24 protein-coding genes and 2 tRNA genes are annotated in these 26,628 nt (G+C 43.9%); 16 read left to right on the forward strand and 10 right to left on the reverse strand.

The genetic code is table 11. The annotated features are described in order from the left end of the window. Nucleotides 1-186: 186 nt before the first annotated feature. Nucleotides 187-993: a LytR/AlgR family response regulator transcription factor gene (locus AC06MN_RS06055; protein ID WP_475671457.1), complete on the reverse strand. Its 807-nt coding sequence runs from the start codon at nucleotides 991-993 to the stop codon at nucleotides 187-189. 425 nt (nucleotides 994-1,418) lie between these two features. On the opposite strand from AC06MN_RS06055, the gene AC06MN_RS06060 reads away from it, so the two are divergent. Both AC06MN_RS06060 and AC06MN_RS06065 read left to right on the forward strand, forming a co-directional pair. Next, a complete protein-coding gene (locus tag AC06MN_RS06060; RefSeq protein ID WP_475671458.1) occupies nucleotides 1,419-1,784 on the forward strand; it encodes a single-stranded DNA-binding protein in 366 nt (121 codons plus the stop codon). Between the two features lie 11 nt (nucleotides 1,785-1,795). After that, complete coding sequence (locus AC06MN_RS06065) at nucleotides 1,796-1,954, forward strand: hypothetical protein (RefSeq protein ID WP_475671459.1); 159 nt, start codon at nucleotides 1,796-1,798, stop codon at nucleotides 1,952-1,954. Here AC06MN_RS06065 and AC06MN_RS06070 read toward each other — a convergent pair. From AC06MN_RS06070 to AC06MN_RS06085, 4 genes are all read right to left on the reverse strand, one after another. Further along, the gene (locus AC06MN_RS06070) at nucleotides 1,928-2,476 is read right to left on the reverse strand and encodes an IPExxxVDY family protein (RefSeq protein WP_475671460.1); all 549 of its coding nucleotides are present in this window, start codon (nucleotides 2,474-2,476) and stop codon (nucleotides 1,928-1,930) included. The genes AC06MN_RS06065 and AC06MN_RS06070 overlap by 27 nt on opposite strands. Before the next feature lie 88 nt (nucleotides 2,477-2,564). Then, nucleotides 2,565-3,311 (reverse strand): ribonuclease III, encoded by a 747-nt coding sequence (gene rnc, locus AC06MN_RS06075; protein ID WP_475671461.1) that lies wholly within the window; start codon nucleotides 3,309-3,311, stop codon nucleotides 2,565-2,567. A 2-nt stretch (nucleotides 3,312-3,313) separates the two neighbouring features. Then, complete coding sequence (fabF, locus tag AC06MN_RS06080; RefSeq protein ID WP_475671462.1) at nucleotides 3,314-4,567, reverse strand: beta-ketoacyl-ACP synthase II; 1,254 nt, start codon at nucleotides 4,565-4,567, stop codon at nucleotides 3,314-3,316. A gap of 25 nt (nucleotides 4,568-4,592) precedes the next feature. Beyond that, nucleotides 4,593-4,835, reverse strand: a complete 243-nt coding sequence (locus AC06MN_RS06085) for an acyl carrier protein (RefSeq protein WP_475671463.1) — start codon at nucleotides 4,833-4,835, stop codon at nucleotides 4,593-4,595. Between the two features lie 249 nt (nucleotides 4,836-5,084). Between AC06MN_RS06085 and polA the strand changes: the two genes are divergently transcribed. Beyond that, the gene (gene polA, locus AC06MN_RS06090; protein WP_475671464.1) at nucleotides 5,085-7,910 is read left to right on the forward strand and encodes a DNA polymerase I; all 2,826 of its coding nucleotides are present in this window, start codon (nucleotides 5,085-5,087) and stop codon (nucleotides 7,908-7,910) included. Here the strand turns inward: polA and AC06MN_RS06095 are convergent. Then, nucleotides 7,907-9,034, reverse strand: coding sequence for a Fic family protein (locus tag AC06MN_RS06095; RefSeq protein ID WP_475671465.1), 1,128 nt, complete (start codon nucleotides 9,032-9,034; stop codon nucleotides 7,907-7,909). The genes polA and AC06MN_RS06095 overlap by 4 nt on opposite strands. Before the next feature lie 157 nt (nucleotides 9,035-9,191). On the opposite strand from AC06MN_RS06095, the gene AC06MN_RS06100 reads away from it, so the two are divergent. The 3 genes from AC06MN_RS06100 to AC06MN_RS06110 all read left to right on the forward strand — a co-directional run bounded on the left by AC06MN_RS06100 (nucleotide 9,192) and on the right by AC06MN_RS06110 (nucleotide 11,817). Further along, nucleotides 9,192-10,016, forward strand: coding sequence for a BACON domain-containing protein (locus AC06MN_RS06100; protein WP_475671466.1), 825 nt, complete (start codon nucleotides 9,192-9,194; stop codon nucleotides 10,014-10,016). A gap of 249 nt (nucleotides 10,017-10,265) precedes the next feature. Then, nucleotides 10,266-11,672 (forward strand): glycosyltransferase family 39 protein, encoded by a 1,407-nt coding sequence (locus AC06MN_RS06105; protein ID WP_475671467.1) that lies wholly within the window; start codon nucleotides 10,266-10,268, stop codon nucleotides 11,670-11,672. 74 nt (nucleotides 11,673-11,746) lie between these two features. Beyond that, nucleotides 11,747-11,817: transfer RNA gene (locus tag AC06MN_RS06110), tRNA-Cys, on the forward strand. Between the two features lie 163 nt (nucleotides 11,818-11,980). On the opposite strand, the gene AC06MN_RS06115 is transcribed toward AC06MN_RS06110, so the two are convergent. Beyond that, nucleotides 11,981-12,053: transfer RNA gene (locus AC06MN_RS06115), tRNA-Thr, on the reverse strand. Nucleotides 12,054-12,173: 120 nt separating this feature from the next. On the opposite strand from AC06MN_RS06115, the gene AC06MN_RS06120 reads away from it, so the two are divergent. Next, nucleotides 12,174-12,590, forward strand: coding sequence for a hypothetical protein (locus tag AC06MN_RS06120; RefSeq protein WP_475671468.1), 417 nt, complete (start codon nucleotides 12,174-12,176; stop codon nucleotides 12,588-12,590). Here the strand turns inward: AC06MN_RS06120 and AC06MN_RS06125 are convergent. Further along, nucleotides 12,570-13,103, reverse strand: a complete 534-nt coding sequence (locus AC06MN_RS06125) for a hypothetical protein (protein ID WP_475671469.1) — start codon at nucleotides 13,101-13,103, stop codon at nucleotides 12,570-12,572. The genes AC06MN_RS06120 and AC06MN_RS06125 overlap by 21 nt on opposite strands. Nucleotides 13,104-13,314: 211 nt before the next feature. Between AC06MN_RS06125 and AC06MN_RS06130 the strand changes: the two genes are divergently transcribed. The 5 genes from AC06MN_RS06130 (at nucleotide 13,315) to AC06MN_RS06150 (ending at nucleotide 21,160) form a co-directional block, all read left to right on the forward strand. Then, on the forward strand, nucleotides 13,315-13,680 hold the full coding sequence (locus tag AC06MN_RS06130) for a BlaI/MecI/CopY family transcriptional regulator (RefSeq protein WP_475671470.1): 366 nt from the start codon (nucleotides 13,315-13,317) through the stop codon (nucleotides 13,678-13,680). A 188-nt stretch (nucleotides 13,681-13,868) separates the two neighbouring features. Beyond that, entirely contained in the window at nucleotides 13,869-16,625 is a 2,757-nt protein-coding gene (locus tag AC06MN_RS06135) for a TonB family protein (RefSeq protein ID WP_475671471.1), read from the forward strand. Between the two features lie 182 nt (nucleotides 16,626-16,807). After that, on the forward strand, nucleotides 16,808-17,641 hold the full coding sequence (locus AC06MN_RS06140; RefSeq protein ID WP_475671472.1) for a GLPGLI family protein: 834 nt from the start codon (nucleotides 16,808-16,810) through the stop codon (nucleotides 17,639-17,641). 58 nt (nucleotides 17,642-17,699) lie between these two features. Continuing rightward, on the forward strand, nucleotides 17,700-18,533 hold the full coding sequence (locus tag AC06MN_RS06145; RefSeq protein ID WP_475671473.1) for a GLPGLI family protein: 834 nt from the start codon (nucleotides 17,700-17,702) through the stop codon (nucleotides 18,531-18,533). Beyond that, complete coding sequence (locus AC06MN_RS06150) at nucleotides 18,530-21,160, forward strand: carboxypeptidase-like regulatory domain-containing protein (RefSeq protein WP_475671474.1); 2,631 nt, start codon at nucleotides 18,530-18,532, stop codon at nucleotides 21,158-21,160. Before AC06MN_RS06145 ends, AC06MN_RS06150 begins: the two co-directional genes overlap by 4 nt. Nucleotides 21,161-21,175: 15 nt before the next feature. Here AC06MN_RS06150 and AC06MN_RS06155 read toward each other — a convergent pair whose 3' ends face one another. Then, entirely contained in the window at nucleotides 21,176-22,903 is a 1,728-nt protein-coding gene (locus AC06MN_RS06155) for an ABC transporter ATP-binding protein (protein WP_475671475.1), read from the reverse strand. Nucleotides 22,904-22,994: 91 nt separating this feature from the next. Between AC06MN_RS06155 and AC06MN_RS06160 the strand changes: the two genes are divergently transcribed. The 4 genes from AC06MN_RS06160 (at nucleotide 22,995) to AC06MN_RS06175 (ending at nucleotide 25,201) form a co-directional block, all read left to right on the forward strand. Then, nucleotides 22,995-23,546, forward strand: a complete 552-nt coding sequence (locus AC06MN_RS06160; protein ID WP_475671476.1) for a CvpA family protein — start codon at nucleotides 22,995-22,997, stop codon at nucleotides 23,544-23,546. 197 nt (nucleotides 23,547-23,743) lie between these two features. Further along, the gene (locus AC06MN_RS06165) at nucleotides 23,744-23,971 is read left to right on the forward strand and encodes a hypothetical protein (protein ID WP_475671477.1); all 228 of its coding nucleotides are present in this window, start codon (nucleotides 23,744-23,746) and stop codon (nucleotides 23,969-23,971) included. Then, entirely contained in the window at nucleotides 23,968-24,384 is a 417-nt protein-coding gene (locus AC06MN_RS06170; RefSeq protein ID WP_475671478.1) for a putative toxin-antitoxin system toxin component, PIN family, read from the forward strand. The genes AC06MN_RS06165 and AC06MN_RS06170 overlap by 4 nt, the downstream gene beginning before the upstream one ends. Nucleotides 24,385-24,634: 250 nt before the next feature. After that, nucleotides 24,635-25,201: a DUF3109 family protein gene (locus AC06MN_RS06175; protein WP_475671479.1), complete on the forward strand. Its 567-nt coding sequence runs from the start codon at nucleotides 24,635-24,637 to the stop codon at nucleotides 25,199-25,201. A 202-nt stretch (nucleotides 25,202-25,403) separates the two neighbouring features. Here AC06MN_RS06175 and ypfJ read toward each other — a convergent pair whose 3' ends face one another. Next, nucleotides 25,404-26,279, reverse strand: coding sequence for a KPN_02809 family neutral zinc metallopeptidase (gene ypfJ, locus AC06MN_RS06180; RefSeq protein ID WP_475671480.1), 876 nt, complete (start codon nucleotides 26,277-26,279; stop codon nucleotides 25,404-25,406). Between the last annotated feature and the right edge of the window lie 349 nt (nucleotides 26,280-26,628).

Consider the following 26,628-nt stretch of genomic DNA (forward strand, 5'->3'; position numbering starts at 1 on the left):
GGATGTCTTTCAGCCGAGCACGCTCCTGAACCGGCATCATCCGAACCTGTCGCACGATCTCTTCTGCTGTAATGTAGTCGCTCATTTCCTTCGCTTTTCTGTCTTTAACGGCAAATTCAGTCTTTTATTATACTAGAGCCATTATAAAATCTCTCTTGCAGTAGGGAAAAAACAGCAGCTTCTTTCCTACAATATCGCCGAAACCTGATCGATGTAATTCTTGCTGACGGGAATGTGGGCGGCACTCGGCACATCGAGCACGGCGTAGGTGAAATCCTTGTCTTTCTGCAACACTTTCACATGACCTTTATTGACGAAATAAGACCTGTGGCAACGCACGAGACCATTATGCGAACACAACTCCTCAATTTTTTTCATCGAGTTGCGCAAAGTGTAGAATGTCATCTTATCGTCTTCCAAATAACAGATTTTCAAGTAGTTTTCATCCGACTGGATGTAAAGCACCACTTCAGGTGCAATCAGTATTTTCACATTTCCCCTTTCGTCCATGAACTTGATTTTCTCACTCGGATTTGCATTGGCGGCATGTTGCAATAGCTCGTCTTTTTCAACACCAATGAAATACAGATTGATGATAATGTACGGGATTGTTATCAAGATAGTTAGATACAATAATGAGTAGCCGAAAAACCAGAAATAGGCCTGAGCCTTATGCGACATCAGCCAAAGGTAAAGGGCCGAAAACCCTGTTGAAAATATGATTTCCGAGAAAGTACATAAATAGTATTGCGTCCAAGTAGTGTCGTTTTTCCCACACAAAACCATCATTACGATTTTTGCGATGAGCATCACTACCAGAATGATGCAGGCAATCATCGTCATGTGAAACGAATATTCGGAGAAAGTTATGTCAAGGTCACGAAATCCCGCTGGCCAAAAAAGCAGAAATGAACCTAACACAAAAACAGGGATTCCTATGATATGGGCGAAAAATCCAAGTGGGCGGAAAAAGTTCTTTGGTACTGTATCCATCATTATTTCGTTTTATCGAGTTGCAAAACTAATAAAAATACCATTATGCCAAAATGATATGGCTTCCAAAAACGAAAAACACGAAAAACGCCAATTTGTTTACTGTTTTTCATTTCATTGTAAATCAATAATAAAAACGACAGCAAACGACAACAAACGCTTACAGTCGACTACAAACGTTTGTTGTCGGCTTTATTCTTGACAAACGCTTTTACTTTGCAGCGTCAAACACAACGAAAAGCATCACAAAATGGAATTACCGGAATACATAGATGGCATACACAAAAAAAATCAACTATATCCAGCGATTACCGCACCGAAGTTTGGAACACATATAGTTGATTGATTTGCCTGCAAAATTACGAACAATTTTTGAAATACAGATAAAAAACTTACAAATCACTAACAATTAAAACCTTACAACAATGAGTACAATGAGAAATTCGGTCACTCTGATTGGCCGCCCGGGTGCCGACCCGACAATGAAGACTTTCGAAAACAACCGCATGGTGGCTCACTTCAGCCTTGCCGTCAACGAACCGTATCAGAACGCGCAAAAGGAATGGGTCAACAACACGCAGTGGTTCAACATGGTGGCTTGGGACAAAATGGCTGAAAGCCTGTCGAAATGTGTTCGCAAAGGACGCCGTATCGCCATCACAGGAAGGCTGCGCACGCGCGACTGGACCGACAGCAATGGCCGGCACGACATCACCGAAGTGCAAATCGACGATTTCTTCCTGATTGACCGCGACCAAAATGCCGCAAACTCTGCAACACAAACAAACTAAACACGATAAAAATGAACAAATTGAGAGATTCGACTCCATTGAGCCGCCCCGACAACATGTCGAAAATCAGGATTCGTTACGAACAACCGAGGATGAAAAACGGTGTCAAGTTAAGTTTCACCGACATCTTCCCCAATGACCATCTAACCATTGATTGGTATGAAGCTTGATTTGGAAGGGGTCTGCTTTTCAGGCAGGCCTCTTTCCTTGTTCCGTTTTCTGATGATTTCCTCTCTCCATTCACTCAGTTTGCGCCTTGGGAAAAGAATTTTCATAATGGAAATCTCATGCATTTCTATCGTTTCCAAAAACGGGTCAAAATTTTTGGTGATGTCAATCAAAAATGCGTGGGCAACGTTTTTGGTTTCACGCAGGTTTTTGATGATGTTTTCCAAACGCTCATCCGAGATTTCATTTCGGATGATAAAAAGGTAATCGATGTGAGGCGAAAGGTTGATCCATGTTCTTTCATTACGCGACAACGAAATCAGGTCGTAGACGTTACAATATTCGCCGGCAGTGTAGTAATAGAAGGAATATTCACCGCCACCCAAAGAAATGTCATCATAACGGGTGAGGTCAATGCATAGTTTCTGATTGATGTTCCAAGCCATTTTGTAATCAATCAGCGGAGCATTGATGCCAATGATTTTTATATCATCGAAAGGAGCAAGTTGAAGTTTCTTCTTCACAGACATCTTCTTCGTTTCTCGACTGCAAAAATAAACTACTTTTCCCGAATTGAAAGCAAATTATTTATGTTTTTTACCGAAAAAGCGATCACTCTTTTTTGATTGCGCCTTCCTCGACCAACATGTTCCATGTTTTTTCGGCAGCGATTTGTTCTGCACCTTTGATGGAGAAATCCGAGGCTTGCGCATACTCTTTCTCATCGATGGTGATTTGAACAATATAGAGTTTCTGGTGATAAGTGCCGTTGCCGTTCAGCAAATTGAAACTGGTGTGTTTTTTATGCTTTTGCGACCATTCCAAGAGTTTGCTTTTGAAATTCACTTCCTTTTGCTGGATTTCATCCAGATTAATGTGTATTCTGATAATTCGGTCAACGATGACTTTTTTGGCAAACTCAAACCCCCTGTCAAGATAGATGGCGCCCATCAATGCTTCGAAGGTGTTGCCGCCGATGGAACGGAATCCACCGTTGGTTTCGTCATGGGCATATCTGATATATTCCTCAAAGCCAAGTCTTTGCGAAAGCTTGTTCAGCGAAGCGCGACTTACGATTCTTGAACGCATTTCGGTGAGGAAACCTTCTTGTTCTGTTGGAAATTTTTTGAAAAGATAGTCGGCGACAACGATTTCGAGTACGGCATCGCCCAAATACTCGAGACGCTCGTTGCTCAGAAGGCTTTTGCCAACTTTTTCATCAGCAACCGACTTATGCGTGAAAGCCAATTGATAGACAAACACGTTTCGCGGATAAAAGCCTAGAATGTTCTTGATATACTGCGAAAGATGTTTGTCGGGAGAATGTTTATATGCTAAGTAATCCTGAATGCTGGACATTGTTACGCTTCAAACTTTTTGAATATCAGCGTGGCATTGTGGCCGCCGAAACCAAAGGCATTCGATAAGGCGTAGTTGATGCTTCTTTCGCGTGCCTTATTGAAGGTAAAGTCGAGACGATTATCAATGGCAGGATCATCGTCAAAATGGTTGATGGTTGGAGGAATGATACCGTTGCGAATGGCCATGATTGTGGCGACTGATTCGATTGCTCCGGCACCGCCAAGCAGGTGTCCTGTCATCGATTTGGTGGAGTTGATGCTGATATTATAGGCATGTTCTCCGAAAACTTTCAAGATGGCTTGAGGCTCAACCACATCGCCTGCAGGTGTTGATGTGCCGTGTGTGTTGATGTGTTCGATGGCTTCCGGCTGAAGTCCGGCATCCTTTAAGGCACGCTGCATACTCAACATCGCACCGTAGCCTTCGGGGTGAGGTGCTGTAATATGATAAGCATCGGCAGAAACGCCGCAACCGATCACTTCGGCGTAGATTTTTGCATCTCTTGCCAAAGCGTGTTCCAAATCTTCGAGCACCAGGCATCCGCCGCCTTCACCCAGGACGAAACCGTCGCGGTTCAGGTCGAAAGGACGCGAAGCCGTCTGTGGGTCGTCGTTGCGCGTCGATAAGGCGTGCATGGCATTGAAACCGCCTACGCCGCTTTCGCCGATGGCCGCTTCCGCACCACCTGCAATGATGACCGGCGACTTGCCGGAACGGATATAGTTGACAGCCTCAATGATGGCATTTGCCGATGAAGCACATGCCGAAACCGTTGCGAAGTTCGGGCCACGAAAGCCATATTTTATGGAAATGAGGCCGGCCGGCATGTTGGCAATCATCTTTGGAATGAAATAAGGATTGAAATGCGGGGTTCCATCACCTTCCACATGTTCCTTGACACAAGCATAAAAATTATTGACACCTCCGATGCCGGAAGTGACAATCACGCCAACTTCATCAAAGTCAGTGTTTTCAGGTGAAATACCAGAGTCCTTGATAGCTTCGTCGGCCGAAACCATGCAAAACTGCGCAAACATGTCATATTTGCGCACATCCTTTTTCTCAAAGAAATCCAAAGGGTCATACCCCTTGACTTCACATGCAAAACGGGTCTTGAATAATGAAGAATCGAAACGAGTAATCGGTCCGACCCCATTTGTACCACTGACAAGTCCTTTCCAAAAATCCTCAACGGTATTTCCGATTGGCGTAATGGCACCAAGGCCAGTAACTACTACTCGTTTCAATTCCATAAAAAACTGTTTCGATTTTTGTTTTTTAGTTTGCTCCGCGCAATTCTTCAATGAGTTTCACTGCATCACCCACAGTGACAACAGATTCCTGCTTGTCATCCGGAATGGTCAAACCAAATTTCTTTTCGAAATCTGACATCAGTTCGACTTGGTCGATTGAATCAGCACCCAAATCCTGAGTGAAACTTGCTTCCATTGTTACTTCTGCTGGATCAACTCCGAGCTTTTCAGCGATAATCGGTACAATTTCATTTAAAACTTCTGACATAGCTTTCAATTTTAGTGTTTTACAAAGGCGCAAAAATAAGACTTATTTCCATTCAAAAAACCATTTTTTATCATTTTATTGACAATCAACAGTTTAAAAATAAAAAGCGGTCGCATCCATGCGCCAAATTTTCTCTCGTTTAATTTTCGCGGCAAAAATAAGACTTTTTTTTCATGCAACGAAATTTTTGAACAAAATGACAAAAATTGTCCTTAACTTTGTATTTTTACAATTTCAAACATGCAAATTATGGATAATAACCAGAAAAAATTGTTTCTTTTAGATGCTTACGCACTGATATACAGGGCTTTCTTTGCTCTCAACAAGAACCCGAGAATCAACTCGAAAGGGGTCAATACATCGGCGGTAATGGGCTTTTTGAACACACTTTACGAAATTCTGAAAAACGAAAAGCCGACACACATTGGCGTTGCTTTCGATGTTTCGTCACCTACGCAGCGTCAACAGGAGTTTCTCGACTACAAGGCCAACCGCGAAAAAATGCCCGAAGACCTCCGCGCCTCCATACCTTATATAATTAGGCTGATTGAAGCTTTCAACATCCCGATTTTTGCCGTCGAAGGCTACGAGGCCGACGATGTCATCGGGACTTTGTCGAAAAAAGCCGAACAGGCAGGATTCATCACCTACATGATGACGCCCGACAAGGATTTCGGACAATTGGTCACCGAAAAAGTGATGATGTATAAACCTGCCAAATTCGGTGAACCGGCCCAGATTTGGGGACCAAAGGAAGTCTGCGAACGCTACGGCATTAAGGAACCGAAGCAACTGATTGATATTCTTGGTCTTTGGGGCGATGCTGCCGATAATATTCCAGGAATTCCCGGCATTGGCGAGAAGACGGCATCGGCTCTTGTGGCGCAATATGGCAGCGTGGAAAACCTTATTGCACACGCCGATGAACTCAAAGGAAAACAAAAGGAAAACGTCGTGAATTTCGCCGACCAAGGCATGATGTCGAAAATGCTGGCCACCATCAACACGGAAGTGCCTGTGGAATTTGACGAAGATTTGCTTACGGCAAAAGAACCCGATGTGCCAAGTTTGATGGCGCTATTCGAAGAATTGGAATTCCGCACTTTCGCCAAGCGTTTTTTGGATGACAGAAAGAAATCGCAGCCCGATGAAAATGCTGTTAAAACCGTCAAGGAATCCGTTCCACAACCGACTCAATCAGGACAATTTGACTTGTTCAGCCAAGCGGAAGAGCCTTCGGCAGATTTATCACTGTTTTCCGACAAGGATTCTGCCAAAACACTGGAACATAATTATATCCTCGTTGAATTGGAAACCGAAATCAAACAATTGGTGAATCGGCTTTCCATGGAAAAACATGTCGTTTTCGATACCGAAACCACCGGAATTGATGCCCATTCTTCCGATTTGGTCGGCATTTCGTTGGCTGTGAAAGCGCACGAAGCCTGGTATATTCCCATGCCTGCCGATTATGAAAGTTGCCTGAAAAAAGTCAGCTTGTTGAAACCTTTGTTGGAGAACGAAAACATTCTGAAAATCGGACAAAACCTGAAATATGACATTTCCGTGTTGCGGTATTACGATGTTAAAGTCAAAGGCCCTTTGTTTGACACGATGATTGCGCACTATCTGCTTGAACCTGAGCAGCGTCACAACATGGATTATCTGGCCGAAGTCTACCTGAATTATCTCACCATTCCGATAGAAGACCTCATCGGCAAAGGCCGTGCGCAACGCACCATGCGCGAAGTGCCTGTTGAGACCGTCAAGGAATATGCTGCCGAGGATGCCGACATCACTTTCCAATTGTACCAGAAACTGCTACCGATGCTGAAGGAAAACGGTGTTGAAAAACTGTTTTACGATATTGAAATGCCGCTTGTTCCGGTTTTGAGTCAGATGGAAGCCAACGGCGTAAAAATCGACAGCGAGAATCTGAAACAAATCAGCGACGAGTTTGGAGAAGAGATTCAAAACATTGAAAATCAAATCTATGAATTGGCAGGAACGCAATTTAACATAGGTTCGCCGCGACAATTAGGCGAGATTCTTTTTGAAAGGCTGAAGATTGACGAAAAGGCAAAAAAGACCAAGACGGGCCAATATGCTACGGGGGAAGACGTGCTGCAAAAACTGGCATCAAAACATCCAATCATCAACTTGATTCTGGATTACCGCTCGTTCACAAAACTGAAATCAACCTATCTGGATGCCCTTCCTGCTTTGATAAATCCCCGTGATGGATTGATTCATACATCTTACAATCAAGCGGTTACGGCAACGGGCAGATTGAGTTCCAACAACCCCAACTTGCAGAACATTCCAGTCCGCACCGACAACGGAAAGGAAATCAGAAAAGCATTTGTGCCACGCAGCGTGGAGTACACCTTGCTGGCCGCTGATTATTCGCAAATAGAGTTGCGCATCATCGCTCATCTCAGCGGCGACAAGGCTATGTGTGAGGACTTTAGGTTAGGTCACGACATTCATGCCGCCACTGCCGCCAAGGTGTATCACCTGCCTTTGGAAGAAGTTTCGAAAGAGCAGCGCCGCAAGGCGAAAGCCGTGAATTTCGGCATCATCTACGGCATGTCGGCTTTCGGTCTGGCTGAGCGGCTTGGCATTTCGCGTGGCGAGGCCTCCGACATCATCAAGATGTATTTTGAAGAATATGCCGGCATCAAGGAATACATGAACAGCAGCATTGCCTTGGCGCGTGAACGTGGTTACGCCGAAACTATTCTAGGCCGCCGCCGCTATTTGCGCGACATCAATGCATCGAACAGCGTGGTGCGCAATTTTGCCGAGCGCAATGCCATCAACGCACCGATTCAGGGCAGTTCCGCCGACATGATAAAAATCGCCATGAGCAACATTCACAAGGAATTGGAAGCAAGAAACATGCGCTCGAAGATGATTCTGCAAGTGCATGACGAACTCGTTTTCGATGCCCATCTCGATGAACTTGATCTGCTGAAATCCATTGTGGAAGACAAGATGGTGAACGCCATGCCATTGTCGGTTCCAGTCATTGTGGAAATGAATACGGGAAGCAATTGGTTGGAGGCGCATTAATCTTCATCCTTCGGCCCGCAAACAATGACTTTTCCATTGCAGCGGATGCCGTAATTCACATCGCGGACTTTGCCTGGCTGCGGTTCAAGAATGCCTTTTTCAATGAGGTCTTTGATGTCGCGGGCAGCGGTATCTGGGGAAATTTTGGCATGTTTTGCCCAGTTTTTCACCGTCAGTTTACCTTCGTAACCATCAAGATAGATATTGATAATTTGCTTTTGTCGTTCCGTCAAGCCAAATTGTCCGTAGGTTTGCCAAAATGCTGCCTTATCCAGCACTTGCGACAACATGTTATCGGCATCAGCAATGGCATCAGCCATGCAATCCAAATACCAATTGAGCCATTCAGTTATTTCACAATCAGATGTTTGTGTTCGTTCTAGAATGTCATAATAACTGTGTTTGTTTTTATTGATTTGCCGTGACATGCTGAAAAAACGCATCTGGCTGTCGTCGGCTTGCGATAGGGCCATGTCGGCAATGGCGCGGCCTATGCGTCCGTTCCCGTCATCGAAAGGATGAATGGCGACAAACCAGAAATGTGCAATGGCTGATTTGAGATAATCGTTTTCCGTTCTGGCGTCATTAAACCATTCAAGAAAACGTTTCATTTCATTTTCAATCCTATCAGGACTCGGAGCAACATAATGTATTTTTTCGTGCATGAATCCACCCGAAACGACACGCATTTCGCCGCTGCGGTATTTCCCCACATCAATTGTGGAATAACCACTTCTGCCGCTTGGAAACAGGCAACAATGCCAACCGAAAAGCCTGTCGTCAGTCAAGGGCTGACGGAAATTCACTGTCGCATCAAGCATCATTTCAACAATGCCTTCGATGTAGTGCGAAGAATCCACTTCGTTAGGAATCGCAACGCCTAATTTTCGTGCGACAGACGACCTCACCTGTTCCGAATTGAGCATTACGCCCTCGATAGCCGACGAACTGATGATGTCGTTTGAAACCGTTTCCACAACAGCCGATTGCAGATTATCGAAACCAAGCGCGTTCAGTTTGCCAGCAAGGAAACCAGCCGCTTTGTTGATTTTCGCCAATTTATTGGCAATCTGCAATTTGTCCCACGAGAAGTTTGGCCATTCGACATATTGATGGATATACATACGATGAAATTTTGGCAAAAATAATACTTTTGCGGTAAATAAGCCGCATTTTTTGCGGTTTATTCGCCGCAAAACTTCAATTAAAAACATTCGGCCTATATTATAGATGTGCAAAAAAGAAAAAAACATTATTTTTGCGGCATAAAATCTTAGAAAAATGAAAAACAGCATTAAAACCATCGTCATGGCATTGTTTGCCATCGCATTTCTCTCTTTGGCGGGATGCCATCGGGATGAAAACATCACAGTTTCGCATGATACTTTGTGGTTCTCAACGGAAGCAAGTTCGCAAACCATTGAAATCACAACGGATTGCTCATGGTCAATTGAAAAAAACGATAATGCACAATGGTACACGGTGTCGCCGATGTCGGGGGAAAAATCAAAAAACGGCACCACTATCACTATTTCAGTGCAGGAATATCAAGGTGAAGACTATAGAGCCGCATCCTTTACGATAAAATCGCCTAAAGGCAAAGGCAATGTTACGGTGAACCTCTCGCAAAATGTGGTTGAATTTACCAGCATTATCAATACGGTTTATGGCGTTAAGAAAGTCGAGCAATGGAATACCGATTTCTATGGCAATGTGATTGCGGATTCCTATAAGGAGGCATCTTTCAATCCTCACGATACCACGACGGGTTTCACCATGTATTTTGCTGGAGATGGATATGGAATTCAGGTAGACAGATATCACGACAGTACGGTCTATTATCCTTTCCATTACAACTACGATAATGTCACCCGCAATCTTCACATTGAGTTTGAATTGATTGATACTACACAGACTGAAATTTATAACGCCAGTGTGTTGACGGCAACAGAAGGCATGTTCCGTTTCCAGCACGAATATAAACCGGATTTCTGGGAGCGTGCTGAAATGACCAAAATCGGCACCATCGACCCTCAGACAAAAAGTATCATTGGCCGTGCCATTGCCAAGCGGAAGGAAAGCGGCCCGATTTTCAACTTGAAATAATTTGCCAGATGGAATTAAAGTGAACAAGTTGCCTTGTTCACTTTTTTGTTTTGTGATAATTAAAAAATAACCTGTAACGAAAACAGCTGTTTTTTCGCTTCGCTGAACGCAATTTATCGAAAATAATAATTGTCTATCTATCAGTTTAATTTCTGGAAATTCATATTTAATTTGTGGAAATTTGTGTTTATGAAATTGATATTGATATGTATTGTTGCTGTCTCAACTTATTGTTTTAATGTTATTTGAATGAGCGTTAAACTTTTCCGACATATTGCAATCATAGGCGTTTCTGTCTATCTTGTTGCGCTGGTTCTCATCAGTGTGCTTTTCCATGATTATGCCATGCAGCCGCTGTGGATGGTTTGGGGCGTGGGCGAGGTGCTGTTTTTATTCTTGCTTTCGTGGCTGTTCTATTCCCGTTGGAAGCAGGACGATGCAAAGCATTTCGTCAGGAAAGTATTTTTCGCGGCATTGAGCCTCCGCATTGTTTATGTGGTGTTGATGTGCTATTATTTCTACTTTCAGACAGGTATTCCTTTTGAATATCAAGCCGCCGATAGTTTGGGTTATCATAAGACAGCGGTTTATCTTTCAAGGTGTATAAAATCAGGTCATTTCAAGTATATTTTTCAGTATCTGAATGCCTATACCATGGGCTTTTCTGACCAAGGTTATACGCTTTGGCTGACTTTGATTTATACCATTTTTGGCAAAAACATTCTTACGCCGAGGATTTTCAAGTCGTTGATGAGTGCCTATATGTGCGTGGCCGTTTATAAATTGGGCACCCGTACTTTTGGCGAACGGACTGGAAAACTTGCCGCCGTGCTGTGTGTTTTCATGCCGACTTTGATTCATATTTGCGGTTTGCATCTCAAGGAATGTGAAATGATTTTCCTTGCGGTTTTGGCCATCGAGAGAATGGATTTTGTGATTCGTACCAGAAAATACACTTTTTGGAATATCGCCTGTCCAATCCTTCTGACGGCCTTGACTTTTGGTTTCCGTACCATTATCGGCATTGCCTTGGTTTTTTCCTTTGTCGTTTTCATTGTTGTTTCCGATGGCTTGGTGAACAAGCGCACGAAAATCATTGCCGTCTCAGCGGTTATCGTGGTGTTTTTTGCCTTTTTGTTTTCGCCAGTCGGGTATGAAATGCGGTATATTTACCGATTGAAATTCACTGATAACAATTATAATGAGCAGAAATATGAAAAATTGGGTATGAAACATACCGAGTTGGTGAAGAATGTTTATATGGCTCCCGGCGCTTTTGTGTTGCCTTTGTCGTCGATGGTCGAGGTGGCCAACGATAACCAAAAGCTGATGAATGGTAGTATGTATGTCAAGAATCTGCTTTCATATTTTGCCATGTTGGCCATTGTGATAGCCTTTAGTGACAAAAAATGGCGCAATTTCAGCCTGATTGGAGCATACGAATTGGCTTATCTGTTTATGATTATGTTTTCTTTTGCTGCCAATTCCGAACGCTATCATGAACCTGCAATACCATTTATCATATTAATGACGGCATATAGTATGACGAGACTAAAACGCAAGGAATTAAGAGGTTACTACATTTATTGTGTGCTGTTGGTCATTGCGCTTGTCGGGTGGAACTGGATAAAACTTTCGGCACGGAATCTTTGCTGATTCGACTTTTTCAGAAAATTTTTGCCCAATGACTTGCGGAATAGAAAAAATGTGTATCTTTGCAGTCGCAAAAGGGTACCTTGCCCGAGTGGTTAGGGATCGGTCTGCAAAACCGGGGACAGCAGTTCGAATCTGCTAGGTACCTCACAAAGCCCGCTGAAAATCAGCGGGCTTTTCCGTTTTTTAAACGCCAATTGCCACAAATTATCAGTTAATGAGCTGGATGTGGAAAATTACAGATTCATTGGTGATAATTTGCGTTTATCTTCCAAAAACAAAAAAAGAGCTTCTTGCGAAACTCTTTCCTGAGCCACGTGTCGGACTCGAACCAACGACCTACGCATTACGAATGCGTTGCTCTACCAACTGAGCTAAAGTGGCACTTGCGGCTGCAAAAATAGAAAATCTTGTCGAATTGAAAGCCATTTGACTCAAATTTTTTAAAATTATGTTTGGCTGTCGAAAATAAACTATATTTGCATTGTCATTGGCATTTGAAAAATGAAACTCACGCAATTCATTCTTATTGTGCTACTTGCCACAGTAAAGACACTGGTTTCACCGCCTGTGGCATACGCTATGGGCATGACTTTTTGGCCAGCTTTTTTGACCATTGCCTTGGGTGGCGTTTTGGGTTTTGCAGCCACATTTTACCTTACGGATTGGATTGTCAAGTTGCGTCTGAAGAGAAAAAACAAAAGCAATTTGCGCAAGGCAAGAAAAATCGTCACTTTGAAGCGCAAATACAAATTAGGTGTTTTCCTTCTCATTCTGCCGTTTTTTTCCATTCCCGTAATGGCTTTCATCGTCAGGAAATTCTTTGGGCGTGCCAGAAAAACCGCCCTTGCCAGCTGTTTCATCATTGTTTTCTGGTGCCTGTTTTTCTGTTTGGCTTATTCACCGATTCAGCGATTTTAGCACTTTTTGCGCCTTGCTTTTCAGTCCCACCGAGGCGTAATCCATTATGGCGTTGATGATTATGATGAATTCCTGCGAAAGTTCAGGTTCGATTTTGCAAAATTGCTCCAAAATGGAAAGCGCATTGGAGCGTGTGCCCGGTGCATATAGTTCGGAAGTCACGATGGCGATGCAGCGGTCGTAAAGTTCAAAATGGGCGTGTTTTTCTTCATCGGTCGAAATGCCGAACAGGGCGTTTGCAACAAACAGCAAATTCCGCAAAATACGTTCGTCCTGATATTGCAAGACGGCCTCGTAGCAGATTTTTCGGTAGGGAAAAATGACGGAAACATCCTTTTTTGCCACATGCATCAAGGCCCAACCTGCATTTTTCAAATAATTTGCCGAACAGTTTTGGAGGCCTTGCATCAAGTCGCCAATCTCGTTTCCGTGCAATAAAAGATATTCGCTAATGGCAGTTATATCATTGATTCCCAATTGATTTTCTAATATTTCAGAAAGTTTTCCGTCCATCGTTTTTGCATTGACGAAGCAAAGATAGTGAAAGTTTCATTTCGTTTTAAAACAAAGAATTTTATTATAAAACTAAAAAATTAGTTGCACGATTAAAATAATTCATATATTTGCAGCGTTTTCGCCCTGAAAGGGCAGCATAATTCAGCCAAAGGCAAAGTGAGCTTGCGAACGGCACCTTGGCGAAACGAAATTAAAAATAGAATACGATATGAAAGAATTAACGAAAGCAGAAGAACAGGTGATGCAAGTGATTTGGAGCATCGGGCAGGGTTTTGCCAACGAAATTGTGGCGGCATTCCCCGAACCGAAACCGGCCTACAACACGGTGCTGACCATTGTGAGAATCCTCGAAAAGAAAGGTTTCGTGACACATGAAACGTTCTGCAAGGCAAACCGTTACACGGCGCTGATTAGCAAGGAGGAATATTCAAGCGGTTTTTTGAACAGTATCGTGGAGCGTTATTTCAACAATTCCTATTTAGACCTTGTGTCGGCTTTCACGAAAAAGGAGAATTTCAGCGTGGAGCAGTTGGAAGAATTAAAGAAAATCATTGATGAGGCGATGGAGAAATAGCTGTTTGTTGGTTTTTGGTTTTCAGTTTACGGTTTACAGTTATCAGTTTATGGTTCTTCGAAAGTCTAAAAGTCAAATTATCCACACGTCAAATTGTCTAATTATTAAATTTTTAAATCTTAAATCATCAAATCAACTCCAATCGTCCAAAAGTCAAATAGTCTAATTGTCCAAAAAAGTACAAAACTATGGATACAATAATAACATTTCTAATCGGTAAGGTGCTGGTTGTCAGTGTGGCGACAGCGGTCTTGTTTGGCACTTACTGGCTCTTGTTCCGCAAGGGAAACCGTTTCAATCTGATGCGTGCTTTCCTGATCGGGAGCCTGGTTTTTGCCTTTGCCCTACCTTTTATTAAGGTGAATTTCAGCGGTCACACGCAAAGCGGATTCGCCATCACCGAAAATCTCGTGAATTATTTCACCCTCAACGAGGTGACGATTCAGCCCAAAGGCGAAGCGGGTCCTATCATGCTTGATGAAGTGACGGTTTCGCCGCAGCAAAAACATATTAATGTATGGCAGATTTTGTTTTGGGCGTATTGGGCAGGTGTGGCTGTCTTTGCCTTGATGCTCATTGTCAAACTGCTGAGAATCGTGCTGTTGGTGATCAAGTCGCCGAAGGTGCGCGACGGGCGTTATGTCATTGTCCGCACGAAGCGCGAGCACATCAGTTTCTCGTTTTTCAACTACATCTTCTTGCCGCAGGGCGAGGACAATGCCGCCATTCTGATTCACGAAAAGAGCCACAGCGACCATCATCACACGGCGGATGTGCTTTTCGTTGAGGCCCTGACCGTCGTGCAATGGTTCAATCCTGCCATGCGCTGGTACAAGCGCGAATTGCAGAACCTGCACGAATACACCGCCGACCGCGATGTTCTGGAAAGCGGTGCGGCACGCAACGACTATATGATGCTGATTTTGCAGCAGTGCACGGCTGGAAATTTCAGCACACTTGGTAATAATTTCAGTTTCAACCTCACAAAAAAAAGAATTAAAATGATGACACAAGAATGTAAAATGAAAGGTCTGCTCTGGCGCGTTTTGGGCGTTCTGCCGGTGGCAGCCGTGCTGCTTGTCGCCAATGCGAAGGTGACGGCACAGGAAAAGACAGAAGTCCCTCCGACTAAGGAAGAGAAAATTAAGGGATTTTTGGACAATTATGAGTTCAAATTATTTATTGGTTCTGATGACGGTAGCGGTGCTCCCATCGAATACAGCGACCACGTTTTAACCATTGATCCCGAACGAATTGAGCTCGACGGTCTTGAAGTAGGCGATACGGTTTCGATTGCAGGTTGTCAATTTACGCAGACCGAAAAACTAGATTCAATTACGGGTAAAATGGTAAAAGGGCTACAAATCATCAATCCTAAGTCAAGTGCGATTCATTTCACCGATTTGGGTAATAACAAGTTTCAAGTGACTATGCGAAACACCGACAGCATTTATGAAGTCGTTGAAGACATGCCTGAATTTCCGGGCGGAATGTCGGCTTTAGTAGATTTCATGAGCAAAAACGTGAAATATCCTAAGAGCGCCATCGACAACAACATTGAAGGCAAGACTTTCGTTGAGTTTGTCGTCGAAAAAGACGGTTCGGTGTCGAATGTCAGGACAAAAAAGGGGTTCGACAAGGATTGCGATGTCGAAGCCGAACGTGTGGTGAAAGCCATGCCGAAATGGACACCGGGAAAAGTTGGTGGTGAAGCCGTCAGGGTGAGCTTCGTTTTGCCGGTCGCTTTTCAGTTGAACGCCAAACAGAATGAAATGCAGTTGGTTTACAGTCAGGTGGAAGGTGGCTGGAAGCAAAAACCATACGGCAACCAAAAGAAAATCCAATCCTTCGAAGATTTCAAGACCTTCGTTATTGACGAAATGAATTATCCGTCACAAGCCTTGGAAAAGAAAATCCAGGGCAATGTTTCCTTTGAGTTCGATGTTAAAAACGGCATGGTTGCAAATGCAAAGATTATCAAAGGTTTAGGTTACGGCATTGATGATGAATTGCTGCGTGTGCTGAAATTATCAGCCGAGTTTGATAAGGCTATGGAAAAGCATTACGGAAACAACACCATCAAATTCAGTCTTAGAGAAGATGGAAAAACCATGGTTAGAAGCATAAATTGGGACGGATTCAAGAAATCAACGGCAGAATTTGATGATGAAAACAAGACAACCGATGATGAAACCTTCCAAATCGTTGATCAAATGCCTGAATTTCCGGGCGGTGAAAAAGCCTTGCTGAATTTCATTGCAGAAAATGTCGTTTATCCTCAATCGGCCAAAGACAAGAACATTTCCGGTCGTGTTTTCGTCACTTTCGTCGTTGAGAAAGACGGCAGCGTTTCGGATGTGAAATTGTTGCGCGGCATCGGCAAGGAGTGCGATGAGGAAGCCATGCGTGTGGTGAAAGCCATGCCGAAGTGGAAACCCGGTATGAACGAAGGCAAACCTGTCAGGGTTTCTTACGCTCTCCCGATTCATTTCAGATTGGACGACAATGGAAAAAGAAGCGAATATGACGTAGTGGAAAAAGTTGAAAACAAAATTGTTGTTGACCATGATGCTGATCCAATACCTTCGCAACAGTCAAAGACCGATGACGAAACCTTCCAAATTGTCGAGAAAATGCCTGAATTTCCTGGTGGTGAAAAAGCCTTGTTGAATTTCATTGCAGAAAACATAGTTTATCCGCAAAGCGCCAAAGACAAGAACATTTCAGGCCGTGTTTTTCTCAGTTTCGTCATTGATAAAGACGGCAGCGTTACCGATGTGAAAGTCATGCGCGGCATCGACAAGGAGTGCGATGCGGAAGCCATGCGTGTGGTGAAAGCCATGCCGAAATGGAAACCGGGCATGAATGAAGGCAAACCTGTCAGGGTTTCGTATATGCTTCCGATTAGATTCCAGTTGAAGGATGACGCAGGAAAAGGAAAATAGATTCTCATTTAATTGAGATTAAAAAGATAAGTAACTATTCAAAATTAAACTACATTATAAAGGACACGGGATTTCGAGACTGCGAGGCTTCGGGATGCCGGTATGCCTCGTAATCTCGCATTCCCGTGACCTCGATGCCTCGTTTTCAATATGTAAACTAATTTTAATCACCTACTTAGGAAATGAAAAACTTGCGCCGGCATATCATCCCGTTTTTGATGCTCATTTGCGGCACGGCAAACGCACAGTTTCTCGATGAAGACTATGTTCCGATTGACGAAGCGAAGTTCCTTGTTTGTTACGATTTGACCTATTTGGAAGACACAACGGCAAGCCAATTCCGCAACAGGGAGCAAATGGACTTGTTCATCGGCGACAGCCTTTCGCTGTTCATCAGCCACAATTTGTACAGAAACACTTTGATGAAACGGCAGAAACAGAAGGAAGGATTGTTGGACGAATGGCTTCAGAGCGAAGAGTCGTTTTCTTATCTTTCGCGATTCAAATATCGGATTTTCAAGAATTTGAAGAAACAAAAAGCCAATGTAACGGATTATGTCTTTCTGACGGGTTATTTCCAATATGAGGAAGATCTGGACAGTTTCGATTGGGAAATACACGATGATACCGTTTCGGTAAACGGTTTCTTGTGCCAAAAGGCCACCTGCCGTTATGGAGGCCGCAATTGGGAAGCATGGTTTGCCGAAGAACTGCCGTTTGGCGACGGTCCATATAAGTTCTGCGGTCTTCCGGGGTTGATTTTGCAACTACGCGATACGAAAAAGCATTATTGTTTTGACTTTGTTTCGATTGAGGTTGCGAGTCCCGAAATGAAAATAGAATGGGAGTTGCACGACTATGCCAGCACTTCAAAAATGCAGTTTTTCAAAGTTGAGGATGAATTGCGTGAAAATATCATAAGCCATTTTGATGCTTTGACTTCGGGAGAAGTCCAAAAGAAAATAAACGGCGTCATGCAATCCCGCAACAACCCTATTGAATTGGAAAGAAAATGAGTGGAAACGACTTGTGATTTTTAAAAGGAATATAAATAATCACATGATAATCAGAAATATGAAGAAACTACTTATAATCTTATCCATCTCGTTATCATTCCCGATGTTCTTGCGGGCACAAAATTTTGTGTTTAGCGATTACTACGATTCTATCGCCCGCCCCAACTTACAGGTGCTGTACCAGATGACTTATCACGAAGATTCAACCCAGATGGAAAGATACGATGAAGAAATGTCGGTTCTTTTGCTTGGAAACAAGATTTCAGCGTTTCAGAGTTATGGCAGTTTCCGCCTGACGCAACTCCAACGCAGAAGGTCGGAAGAAGGAAGTTGGAACGATTGGTATCTGGGTGAGTTGAGAGATTTCACGACGCGGTTCATGTATACGATATACAAAAACTTCCCGAAAGGGAAGATTACAGTCACCGATCATGTTTTTCTGACAGGAAACTTTTTGTACGAAGAAGATATGGATTCTATGGATTGGAACCTGATGGACGACACTTTACGCATAGAAGACTATCTTTGCCAGAAAGCGGTATGCCGTTTTGGAGGCCGTGTCTGGACGGCTTGGTACACCGACGAACTTCCGTTTAGCGATGGGCCTTATAAATTTCACGGGTTGCCAGGCCTGATACTTAAAGTTACTGATGCCACTGGCAGTTATTGTTATGAGTTTGTCAGCATCGAGGTTCCCGACCCAAAGGTCAACATTGTGTGGAACTTAAATGATTACACAAAAACCACGAAAAAAGGTTTTTTTCATGTGGAAGATGAATGTCGGGAGAATATCATAAGCCATTTCGATGAACATACGGGCATAGAAGCCCAGCGAAAAGCCTTTGGCGTCATGCAATCCCGCAACAACCCTATTGAATTAGATAGAAAATGAAAACTTTGCGCCGACATATCATCCCGTTTTTGATGCTCATTTGCGGTATGACAAATGCACAGACGGTACTGACGGGTCATGTCGTCGATACTGCAGACAGCCCTTTGCCTGATATTAAGGTGCTGGCTTACAAGGCCAACAGCCGCATCATTGTTGCCTACACCGCAACCGACATCAACGGTGCCTACACCTTGAATGTCAGCACCGAAGCCGACAGCCTCGATTTGGCAGTCAACTCCATTTTCTTTGAGCGGAAGAAAAAAGCCATTGCCAACCGCAGCCAAACCGTCAATTTCAAGTTGCGCGAAGAAGTGCAACAGCTGAAAGGCGTCAGCGTCAAGGCGAGACCCATTGAGCAGCTCGGCGACACTTTGGAGTATTTTGTCGGCTCTTTTGTGCAGAAACAGGATAACAGCATCGAAGATGTGCTGAAGCGAATGCCTGGCATTGAGGTTGAGGACAACGGGAAAATCACCTATCAGGGTCTGCCCATTCAGAAATTCTATGTGGAGGGCATGGATCTCATGGGCGGCAATTACGCTCAGGTGAGCAAAAACCTGCCGCATCAGTCGGTGGCCTCGGTCGAGGTGTACGAAAACCATCAGCCTATCAAGATGCTTGAAGACCGTGTGAGTTCCGAACAGGCCTCCATCAACATCAAATTGGCTAATGATGTGGCGGTAACGGGTTCGGGAAAAGTGAGTCTCGGCGCGGCTCCTTTCCTTTGGAATGTCAGTCTCACGCCCATGCTTTTCTCCAGCAAGACACAACTTTTGGCTTCCTACAAGACCAACAACACTGGCGACGACTTAACGATTTACACCTATCAGCAAGACTATGGCAACATGGCAAGCGACCGTCCTGCGCCATTGGGCGAAGTCTTGAGCATCAAGTCGGCACAAACGCCGCTTTTCAATGCGCACCGCTATTTGGACAATTGCACGCATTTAGTCAATCTGAACGCACTTACGCCTGTCAATGAAAAAATGCAAGTACGTGTCAACTTGTATTATCTCAATGACTTGCAGAAGCAATCGGTCAGTCAGAAAAGCACTATGTTTCTTGCCAACGACACGATTTCGTACACCGAGACCATACGCAACCGTTTCCGCGACAACCGTCTTTTCGGCACCGTGACACTCAATCGCAACGACAAGAACTGCTATTTGGACGATAAATTGAATTTCTCGCGGCAATGGGACAATGCTTCGGGTAATCTGTCAAACAACGGATTGGAAATCAGCGAAATGCTTCAAACACCATTGGCAACGGTCACCAACGATTTGCGCCTTGTTTTTCCCGTTGGCAAGCATCTTCTTGACTTCACATCCTACATAGGTTACGGACAAACGCCACACACTTTGGAAATCGAGCCTGTTCCATTCGCTGATTTACTGAACGACAGTGTCTTATATGCCAAAGCGATGCAGTCGTTGAAAAGTACACAGTTTTTTGCCGACCATGCTGTCAGCGGAATTTTTTCCATCAAAAGGCTGACCTTCCGACCAAAGGCAGGTTTCCTTTTCGTTGAGAGAAACATCCGTTCCCAACTGTCGCTTTGCGATAGCATAAAGGCTTGGCAAAGTCCGGTGGTGCCCGATGCGCAAGTCACGCATAGCAACATAAAGCCTTATCTGACAACGGAAATCGAATATAAATTCAGGCGTTTTTCGGCATCGTTGGATTTGCCGGTTTATTTCCAGCAATTGGAGGTGAAAAGCGAAAACGGCACTGGCGACCATTTGGCCAAACTGTTTTTTAACCCTGCAATTTCGGTACGGCTGAAAGCAGGCAATTTCTGGACGTTCAATTCTTCTGTCCATTGGAATCATTATGCCGAAAACTTTGATTCGTGGCTGGATACTTACATTTTAACTGATTATCAAAGTCTTGTGTTAAGAAATGCACCGATTTCCGTTTCTAATTCCTTGACGAGCAACGTTGGATTTCAATTCAAGCAACCTTTCATTTCGCTCAATGCCGACCTGCACTATGGCATCGGGCGTACCCATTCCGAAATGATGTACAGTTACGAAATCGGCGAAGGGGGAACAACGCGGCTGCAAGCCTTCATCATGCCCAACAACCGCATTCATCAGACGGTGCAAGGCAATGTCAGGAAATATTTTTCCGCTTTGCGCACTACCATTGGCTTGAAAGGCACACTGCTCGATATGCGCGGCGTTACCTTGGTAAACGGCAGTCTGTTGAACTCGCAAAACATTTCATACAGTCTTTCGCCCAACATCATGCTGAAAGCCACCAATTGGATGAATATTGACTATTCGCTGAATTTCAACGAGATACTTTCGTATATTGATAATCAATCTCGTAGTCAAATCAGATACTGGAGACATTTTGCCAATGTGTATGTCTTTCCGACCCGCAATCAGGATTTGAGCCTAACGGCGGAATATTACCGCCATCAGGGACAAAACTATTTCTTTATGGATTTCAGCTACACTTACATTTTCACCAAGCCGAAACTTGACCTTGAACTGCGTTGGAACAACATTTTCAACAGCCGGCAATATGTTTCGTATTATTCAGGCTCTTTTTCGGTTCAGGAAACCATCTACCAATTGAGACCAATGGAAGTGACTGTAGCTGTGAAATTTAGGTTTTAGAGAAATGAAAAATCCTCATACAAAATTCGCCCGTTTTCCTGGCAAAGCGTCAATCAGTTTCTTGGTGTAGTCGTTTTGCGGATGCTCAAATAGTTCATCGGCATCGTTCATTTCGACGGGCTGACCGTTGAACATGACCAAAATCCTGTCGCTCATAAAACGCACCACGCTCAAATCGTGTGAAATGAAGATGTAAGTAAGATTCCGTTCTTCTTTCAGACGGTTCAAGAGGTTGAGTACCTGTGCCTGCACTGAGACATCCAAAGCGGAAACCGACTCATCGCAAATCACTAATTTCGGATTGACAGCCAAGGCGCGTGCAATGCAGATGCGTTGCCGTTGACCGCCCGAAAATTCATGCGGATAACGCTCATAATGAGCGGCTTGCAACCCAACTTGTTCCAACAAATCGCAAACTATCGCCTTGCATTTCTTTCGGTCGGTCTCAATGCGGTGAACCAACATAGGTTCGGCAATGGCATCGCCAACCGTAATGCGCGGATTGAGCGACGAATAGGGGTCTTGGAAAACAATCTGAGCCTGTTTCCTGAAATTCCGCAAGTCATCACCCCTCAAAGCTGTGACTTCAATGCCATTGAAGAAGACCTTGCCACCCGTAGGTTCCGCCAAGCGCAAAATGGACCGACCCAAAGTCGTTTTTCCACAGCCCGATTCGCCAACCAAGCCCAAAGTCTCGCCTTCGTAAACCTCCAGATTCACATCATTGACAGCCTTGACATAATCGTAAGTCCGGCCAAAAACGCCTTTGCGCAAAGGATACCAAGTCTGCAAACCTTCCACTTTCAAAACCGGTTCCTTGGAATAGATTTTCTGCAAATGCCGTTTGCGTTCCTCATCGGTGATTTGCAGTTCGTTGAGGATTTGCTCCTTCCCTCCTACCCATTGTCCGTCAAGGAATTCCTTTACAATCGGGAGCCTTTTCAACCTTATGTCCATCGGTGGACGGCAAGCCAAAAGGCCTTGCGTATAAGGATGTTGCGGATGATTGAGAATCTGTTTCACATCGCCGCGTTCCAAGATTCCGCCGTTGTGCATCACGATGACATCATCCGCAATTTCGGCTACAACGCCCAAATCGTGCGTGATGAAAACCATGCCCATGCCGGTTTCGGCTTGCAGTTTGCGCAACAGTTTCAGGATTTCCAGCTGAACGGTGACATCAAGCGCGGTGGTCGGTTCGTCGGCAATCAGGATTTGCGGATTGCAGGCTATGGCCATAGCAATCATGACACGTTGTTTCTGACCGCCTGAAAGCTCATGCGGATAACTGTCGTAAATGGCTTCAGGACGCGGCAGCATGACCTGTTTGAACAGCGAAATGACACGTTCCTTGGCTTCCTTTTTGCTGACATTTTCGTGTTGGAGAATCATTTCAGAAACCTGAAAACCGCATTTGTAAACAGGATTCAGCGAAGTCATCGGTTCCTGAAAAATCATGGAGATACGTTTGCCGCGCACATCGGCCATCTCCTTTTCCGAAAGTCCGTATATTTCTTTGTTTTCCAACAGAATGGAATCGGCCGTCACCTTACTTTGGCGTTCATTTAGCAGCCGCATCACGGCCAAAGAACTGACCGATTTGCCCGAACCCGATTCACCGACAATGCCCAAAGTGCGACCTGCAACGACATCGAAATCAATGCCATGAACAGCCTCATTCCATTGTTTGTCGCGACGGAATGAAATGCGCAGATTTTTGACAGATAAAACCGGTTCTGACATAGAAAACAAGATTTTTGCAAAAGTATGAATTTTCAAAATATGACATCATTTCCAGCAGAAATAAACCTTTTTCATTACTTTTGCTCCCGTTATGAACGTTTTAGACATCATCATAGCCATCATTCTGCTGGTTTTCGGCATCAAGGGATTAAAGAAAGGACTTATTCTTGAAGTCGTTGCGCTGTTGGCTTTCGGCATTGGCATTTATGGCGCCATGCACTTTTCCGATTTTACGGCGGAAACTTTGACCGATTACATCGAAATCAACCCGAAATACCTCAACACGACGGCTTTCATATTGACTTTCATCATTTTAGTGATTCTTGTCAACCTGATTGGAAAGTTGGTTTCCAAAATGGTGAGAGACATGAATTTAGGCACTTTCAATAAAATTGGAGGCTTTGTCTTTGGCGGTGCCAAAGGCGTGCTGCTTTGCAGCCTTCTGCTGATGGTGCTGAACAATTTCCAAATCATGGGGTTTGTGAAGCCCGAAGTAAAGGAGCAATCCTTTTTGTATCCTCATGTCGAGAAAACCGTTCCCTACATTTACCAAGGCTTTGATATTGTGAAAGATGCCATTGAAGATTTGCAGAATCTGGAACAAAACGACGGTCATATTGCGGATTCAACATCAGTTTTTTGATAATTTAATTTGCGGACACTTTCGGATTTCATCATGCTGTCCATTGAAGGTATTTGCGAGGCTGGATTTGGATTTTTATGGTTGGAAATGACGCATTCCGCTAACGCAAGTGCCCGCCAATGAATTGCAAATTATTTGAATCCACGGATTTTTACGTTCCGAAATTTATTCGTATTATTGCAGCGGTAAAAGAAAGGATGAAAAAAATGACGACCCAACTCAACGATTCTCAACTTCATTTGCTCAAGTTGTTATCATTTGCAAAACGACAGGCCGATTTGGATGAAATGACACAAGTCTTGATTGATTATTATTCCAAGAAACTGAAAAAAGACACTGATGCACTTTGGGCATCAGGCAAACTAAGCGACGAATTAATGGAAGAAATCCTCAATTCTCACATTCGGACTCCCTATCAGCAATGAATAAAATCGTTCTTGACACCAATTGTCTGGTTGTTTCCGTTTCGCCAAGTTCAAAATATCACATTGTCTGGGACAAACTTGAAAAAGGCGAATACGATTTGTTTGTAACCGACGAAATAATCTATGAATATCAGGAGATTTTGGAGCATTTCATTTCTCCAGAAGTTGCTTCGGAAGTCGTTTGGCTGTTGCTGAATCTCAAAAATGTCCATTTGGTTGAGACTTATTACAAATTTAATCTCATAAAACAAGACCCTGATGATAACAAGTTTGTCGATTGTGCCATTGCTGTCGGAGCGACCTACATTGTCAGTAATGACAACCATTTCAACGAATTGAACAAATATGATTTTCCAAAAGTCGAGCACATAAACATTTACGAATTTATTGATTGGCTTAAAGGAAATCATTAATGGCTTTAGACAACCTATCGCTGTCAAACACGTTTTTAACTTATTGAATCATTTATGAAAATCCGTGTTTCTTCCTTCTTTCCGAAAATTATTCGTATTATTGCAGTGGAAAGGAAACTCCTTTCTCCCGTTTGAAAAAAACATCTTTTCTTCGCCACTCGCTAAAGTTGCATTTAACACTTGAATTTAGGAAATTTAAACAAACTCTAAGTTTACATGATGAAAACGAAGAAAACTCTATCTTTGCGCCATGATTATACTTGACAACATTGTCGTCACCGACGAATTTTTGAATGCCCGATTTTGCTGCAACTTAGCACTTTGCAAAGGCGAATGCTGCGTGGCGGGCGATGCCGGCGCTCCTTTGGAAGATGCCGAAATCGGTCTCATCGAAGATAACCTCGAAGCCATAAAACCCTATATGCGTCCCGAAGGCATTAAGGTGGTTGAGGAAAACGACGTTTACGACTACGACGATTTCGGCGAATTAGTGACACCCCTCGTCAACGGCGAAGAATGTGCTTTCGTGTATTTCCACGAAAACGGCACCGCCTTGTGCGCCATCGAAAAAGCCTACTTGGAAGGCAAGACCGACTTTTGGAAACCGATTTCGTGCCACCTCTACCCCATCCGCCTGATGGAGAAGGACGGTTTCACACACATCGTCTATCACGAATGGAGCGTCTGCACTCCCGCCAAACGGAAAGGCGAAAAAGAGGGCATACCGTTGTACAGATTCCTCAAAGTCCCCATGATACGCAAGTTCGGCGAAGACTGGTACAACCGTTTGGTAGCTTTGATTGAAAAGAAAAGATAGGAAAGTATTGTGTTTCAAGCTTCTGGCTTTTGGCAACATTTCATTGAAAAGCTATTTTTTATTTCATGGCTCATTCACTTGTAGAGAGGTTGCACGCAACGTCTCAATGTTCATTATCCAGACAAAGATCAATAAAACAGAAATGGCGACCCAAAACCGAGTCGCCATTTTTTGTTTATAGAATTGAATTTCAATTGAATGCTTAAAGCCTATCATAATCGGGCGAGAAAGTGTCGCCTTGGTTGATGTCGCCGGTGTAGAGACCTTTCTTGAGCCATTTTGAGCGTTGTGCCGAAGTGCCGTGGTTGAAGGTTTCGGGCATGGTGCGACCGTAGGCTTGTTTTTGCAGGTAGTCGTCACCAATCTTCGAAGCGGCATTCAAGGCTTCCTCAATGTCGCCGTCTTCCAACGAGCCAAACATCTTGTTGTCGTTGTAAGCCCATACGCCGGCATAGAAATCGGCCTGCAGTTCAAGACGCACACTGATTTGGTTCGACTGGGCAGAGTTCTGTCCATAACGCGCCATCTGCTGATGAGCGGCATTCAAGGTGCCTAACAGATACTGCACATGGTGTCCCACTTCGTGGGCAATGACGTATGCGTAGGCAAAATCGCCATCGGCGCCAATCTGGCTTTTCATGCTTTTGAAAAACTCAAGGTCGAGGTAAACGCACTGGTCGCCTGAGCAGTAGAAAGGCCCGCTGGCCGATGTGGCATTGCCACAAGCCGAATTGACGGCATCGCTGAAAACCACCAGTTTAGGAGGTTCGTAGGTTCTGCCCATTTTTTTGAATTCCTTGGTCCATACGTCTTCGGTGCCGGCAAGGATTTGCTTGGCAAACTTGAACAGTTCCTGATCCTCTTCGCTGAATTGGGTGGGGTCTGTCTGGGTGTATTCGGAGTTGTTGCCTTGCGTCAGTTGCTGAACCACCTCGGCATCAGGGGCTTTGCCTGTGAGCAGCCAAATCAATCCGACAATGATGATGCCGCCGATGCCCAAGCCACCGGCTTTCGCTGCGCCGCCTTTTCCGCGACGGTCTTCCACATTCGTACTTTCTCTACGTCCGTCTAATTTCATGATGTAATGTCTTTAAAGTTTGGCGCAAAAATAAGTTTTTTTCAGTAATGGCAAGTAGTTGTTTTTGGTTTTAATTTGATTTCAGAGAACCTCGTTTTAGGAACAATAAAATAATAAGCTGAGACAATCCTGACACATGTCAATTTCGTTTTTATTAACACAAATTTCCACGAATTAAACATGAATTTCCATAAATTTAACTGATATATCTTAGTACATGACAAAAATTTCAAGAAGAGCAAAAAAACGGAAAAATCCGGTGTTTTTTTTAGTTAAAACACTTGCATAATATCTTGGAAATCAGTAACTTTGAAGAAAATTTCCTATGTTTTCCATAGCTACTGATTCC

The organism is Candidatus Limimorpha sp. (assembly GCF_056203535.1).

Excerpts from the sequence above, each read along its gene's own strand:
- AC06MN_RS06130 (WP_475671470.1), top strand. The coding sequence starts at position 13,315 with ATGAAAGAATTAACGAAAGCAGAAGAACAGGTGATGCAAGTGATTTGG.
- ypfJ (WP_475671480.1), bottom strand. The coding sequence starts at position 26,279 with ATGAAATTAGACGGACGTAGAGAAAGTACGAATGTGGAAGACCGTCGC.
- AC06MN_RS06160 (WP_475671476.1), top strand. The coding sequence starts at position 22,995 with ATGAACGTTTTAGACATCATCATAGCCATCATTCTGCTGGTTTTCGGC.
- AC06MN_RS06055 (WP_475671457.1), bottom strand. The coding sequence starts at position 993 with ATGGATACAGTACCAAAGAACTTTTTCCGCCCACTTGGATTTTTCGCC.
- AC06MN_RS06065 (WP_475671459.1), top strand. The coding sequence starts at position 1,796 with ATGAACAAATTGAGAGATTCGACTCCATTGAGCCGCCCCGACAACATG.
- AC06MN_RS06105 (WP_475671467.1), top strand. The coding sequence starts at position 10,266 with ATGAGCGTTAAACTTTTCCGACATATTGCAATCATAGGCGTTTCTGTC.
- rnc (WP_475671461.1), bottom strand. The coding sequence starts at position 3,311 with ATGTCCAGCATTCAGGATTACTTAGCATATAAACATTCTCCCGACAAA.
- polA (WP_475671464.1), top strand. The coding sequence starts at position 5,085 with ATGGATAATAACCAGAAAAAATTGTTTCTTTTAGATGCTTACGCACTG.
- AC06MN_RS06140 (WP_475671472.1), top strand. The coding sequence starts at position 16,808 with ATGAAAAACTTGCGCCGGCATATCATCCCGTTTTTGATGCTCATTTGC.
- AC06MN_RS06120 (WP_475671468.1), top strand. The coding sequence starts at position 12,174 with ATGAAACTCACGCAATTCATTCTTATTGTGCTACTTGCCACAGTAAAG.
- AC06MN_RS06085 (WP_475671463.1), bottom strand. The coding sequence starts at position 4,835 with ATGTCAGAAGTTTTAAATGAAATTGTACCGATTATCGCTGAAAAGCTC.
- AC06MN_RS06135 (WP_475671471.1), top strand. The coding sequence starts at position 13,869 with ATGGATACAATAATAACATTTCTAATCGGTAAGGTGCTGGTTGTCAGT.
- AC06MN_RS06150 (WP_475671474.1), top strand. The coding sequence starts at position 18,530 with ATGAAAACTTTGCGCCGACATATCATCCCGTTTTTGATGCTCATTTGC.
- AC06MN_RS06125 (WP_475671469.1), bottom strand. The coding sequence starts at position 13,103 with ATGGACGGAAAACTTTCTGAAATATTAGAAAATCAATTGGGAATCAAT.
- AC06MN_RS06095 (WP_475671465.1), bottom strand. The coding sequence starts at position 9,034 with ATGTATATCCATCAATATGTCGAATGGCCAAACTTCTCGTGGGACAAA.
- AC06MN_RS06100 (WP_475671466.1), top strand. The coding sequence starts at position 9,192 with ATGAAAAACAGCATTAAAACCATCGTCATGGCATTGTTTGCCATCGCA.
- fabF (WP_475671462.1), bottom strand. The coding sequence starts at position 4,567 with ATGGAATTGAAACGAGTAGTAGTTACTGGCCTTGGTGCCATTACGCCA.
- AC06MN_RS06170 (WP_475671478.1), top strand. The coding sequence starts at position 23,968 with ATGAATAAAATCGTTCTTGACACCAATTGTCTGGTTGTTTCCGTTTCG.
- AC06MN_RS06155 (WP_475671475.1), bottom strand. The coding sequence starts at position 22,903 with ATGTCAGAACCGGTTTTATCTGTCAAAAATCTGCGCATTTCATTCCGT.
- AC06MN_RS06145 (WP_475671473.1), top strand. The coding sequence starts at position 17,700 with ATGAAGAAACTACTTATAATCTTATCCATCTCGTTATCATTCCCGATG.
- AC06MN_RS06175 (WP_475671479.1), top strand. The coding sequence starts at position 24,635 with ATGATTATACTTGACAACATTGTCGTCACCGACGAATTTTTGAATGCC.
- AC06MN_RS06165 (WP_475671477.1), top strand. The coding sequence starts at position 23,744 with ATGAAAAAAATGACGACCCAACTCAACGATTCTCAACTTCATTTGCTC.
- AC06MN_RS06060 (WP_475671458.1), top strand. The coding sequence starts at position 1,419 with ATGAGTACAATGAGAAATTCGGTCACTCTGATTGGCCGCCCGGGTGCC.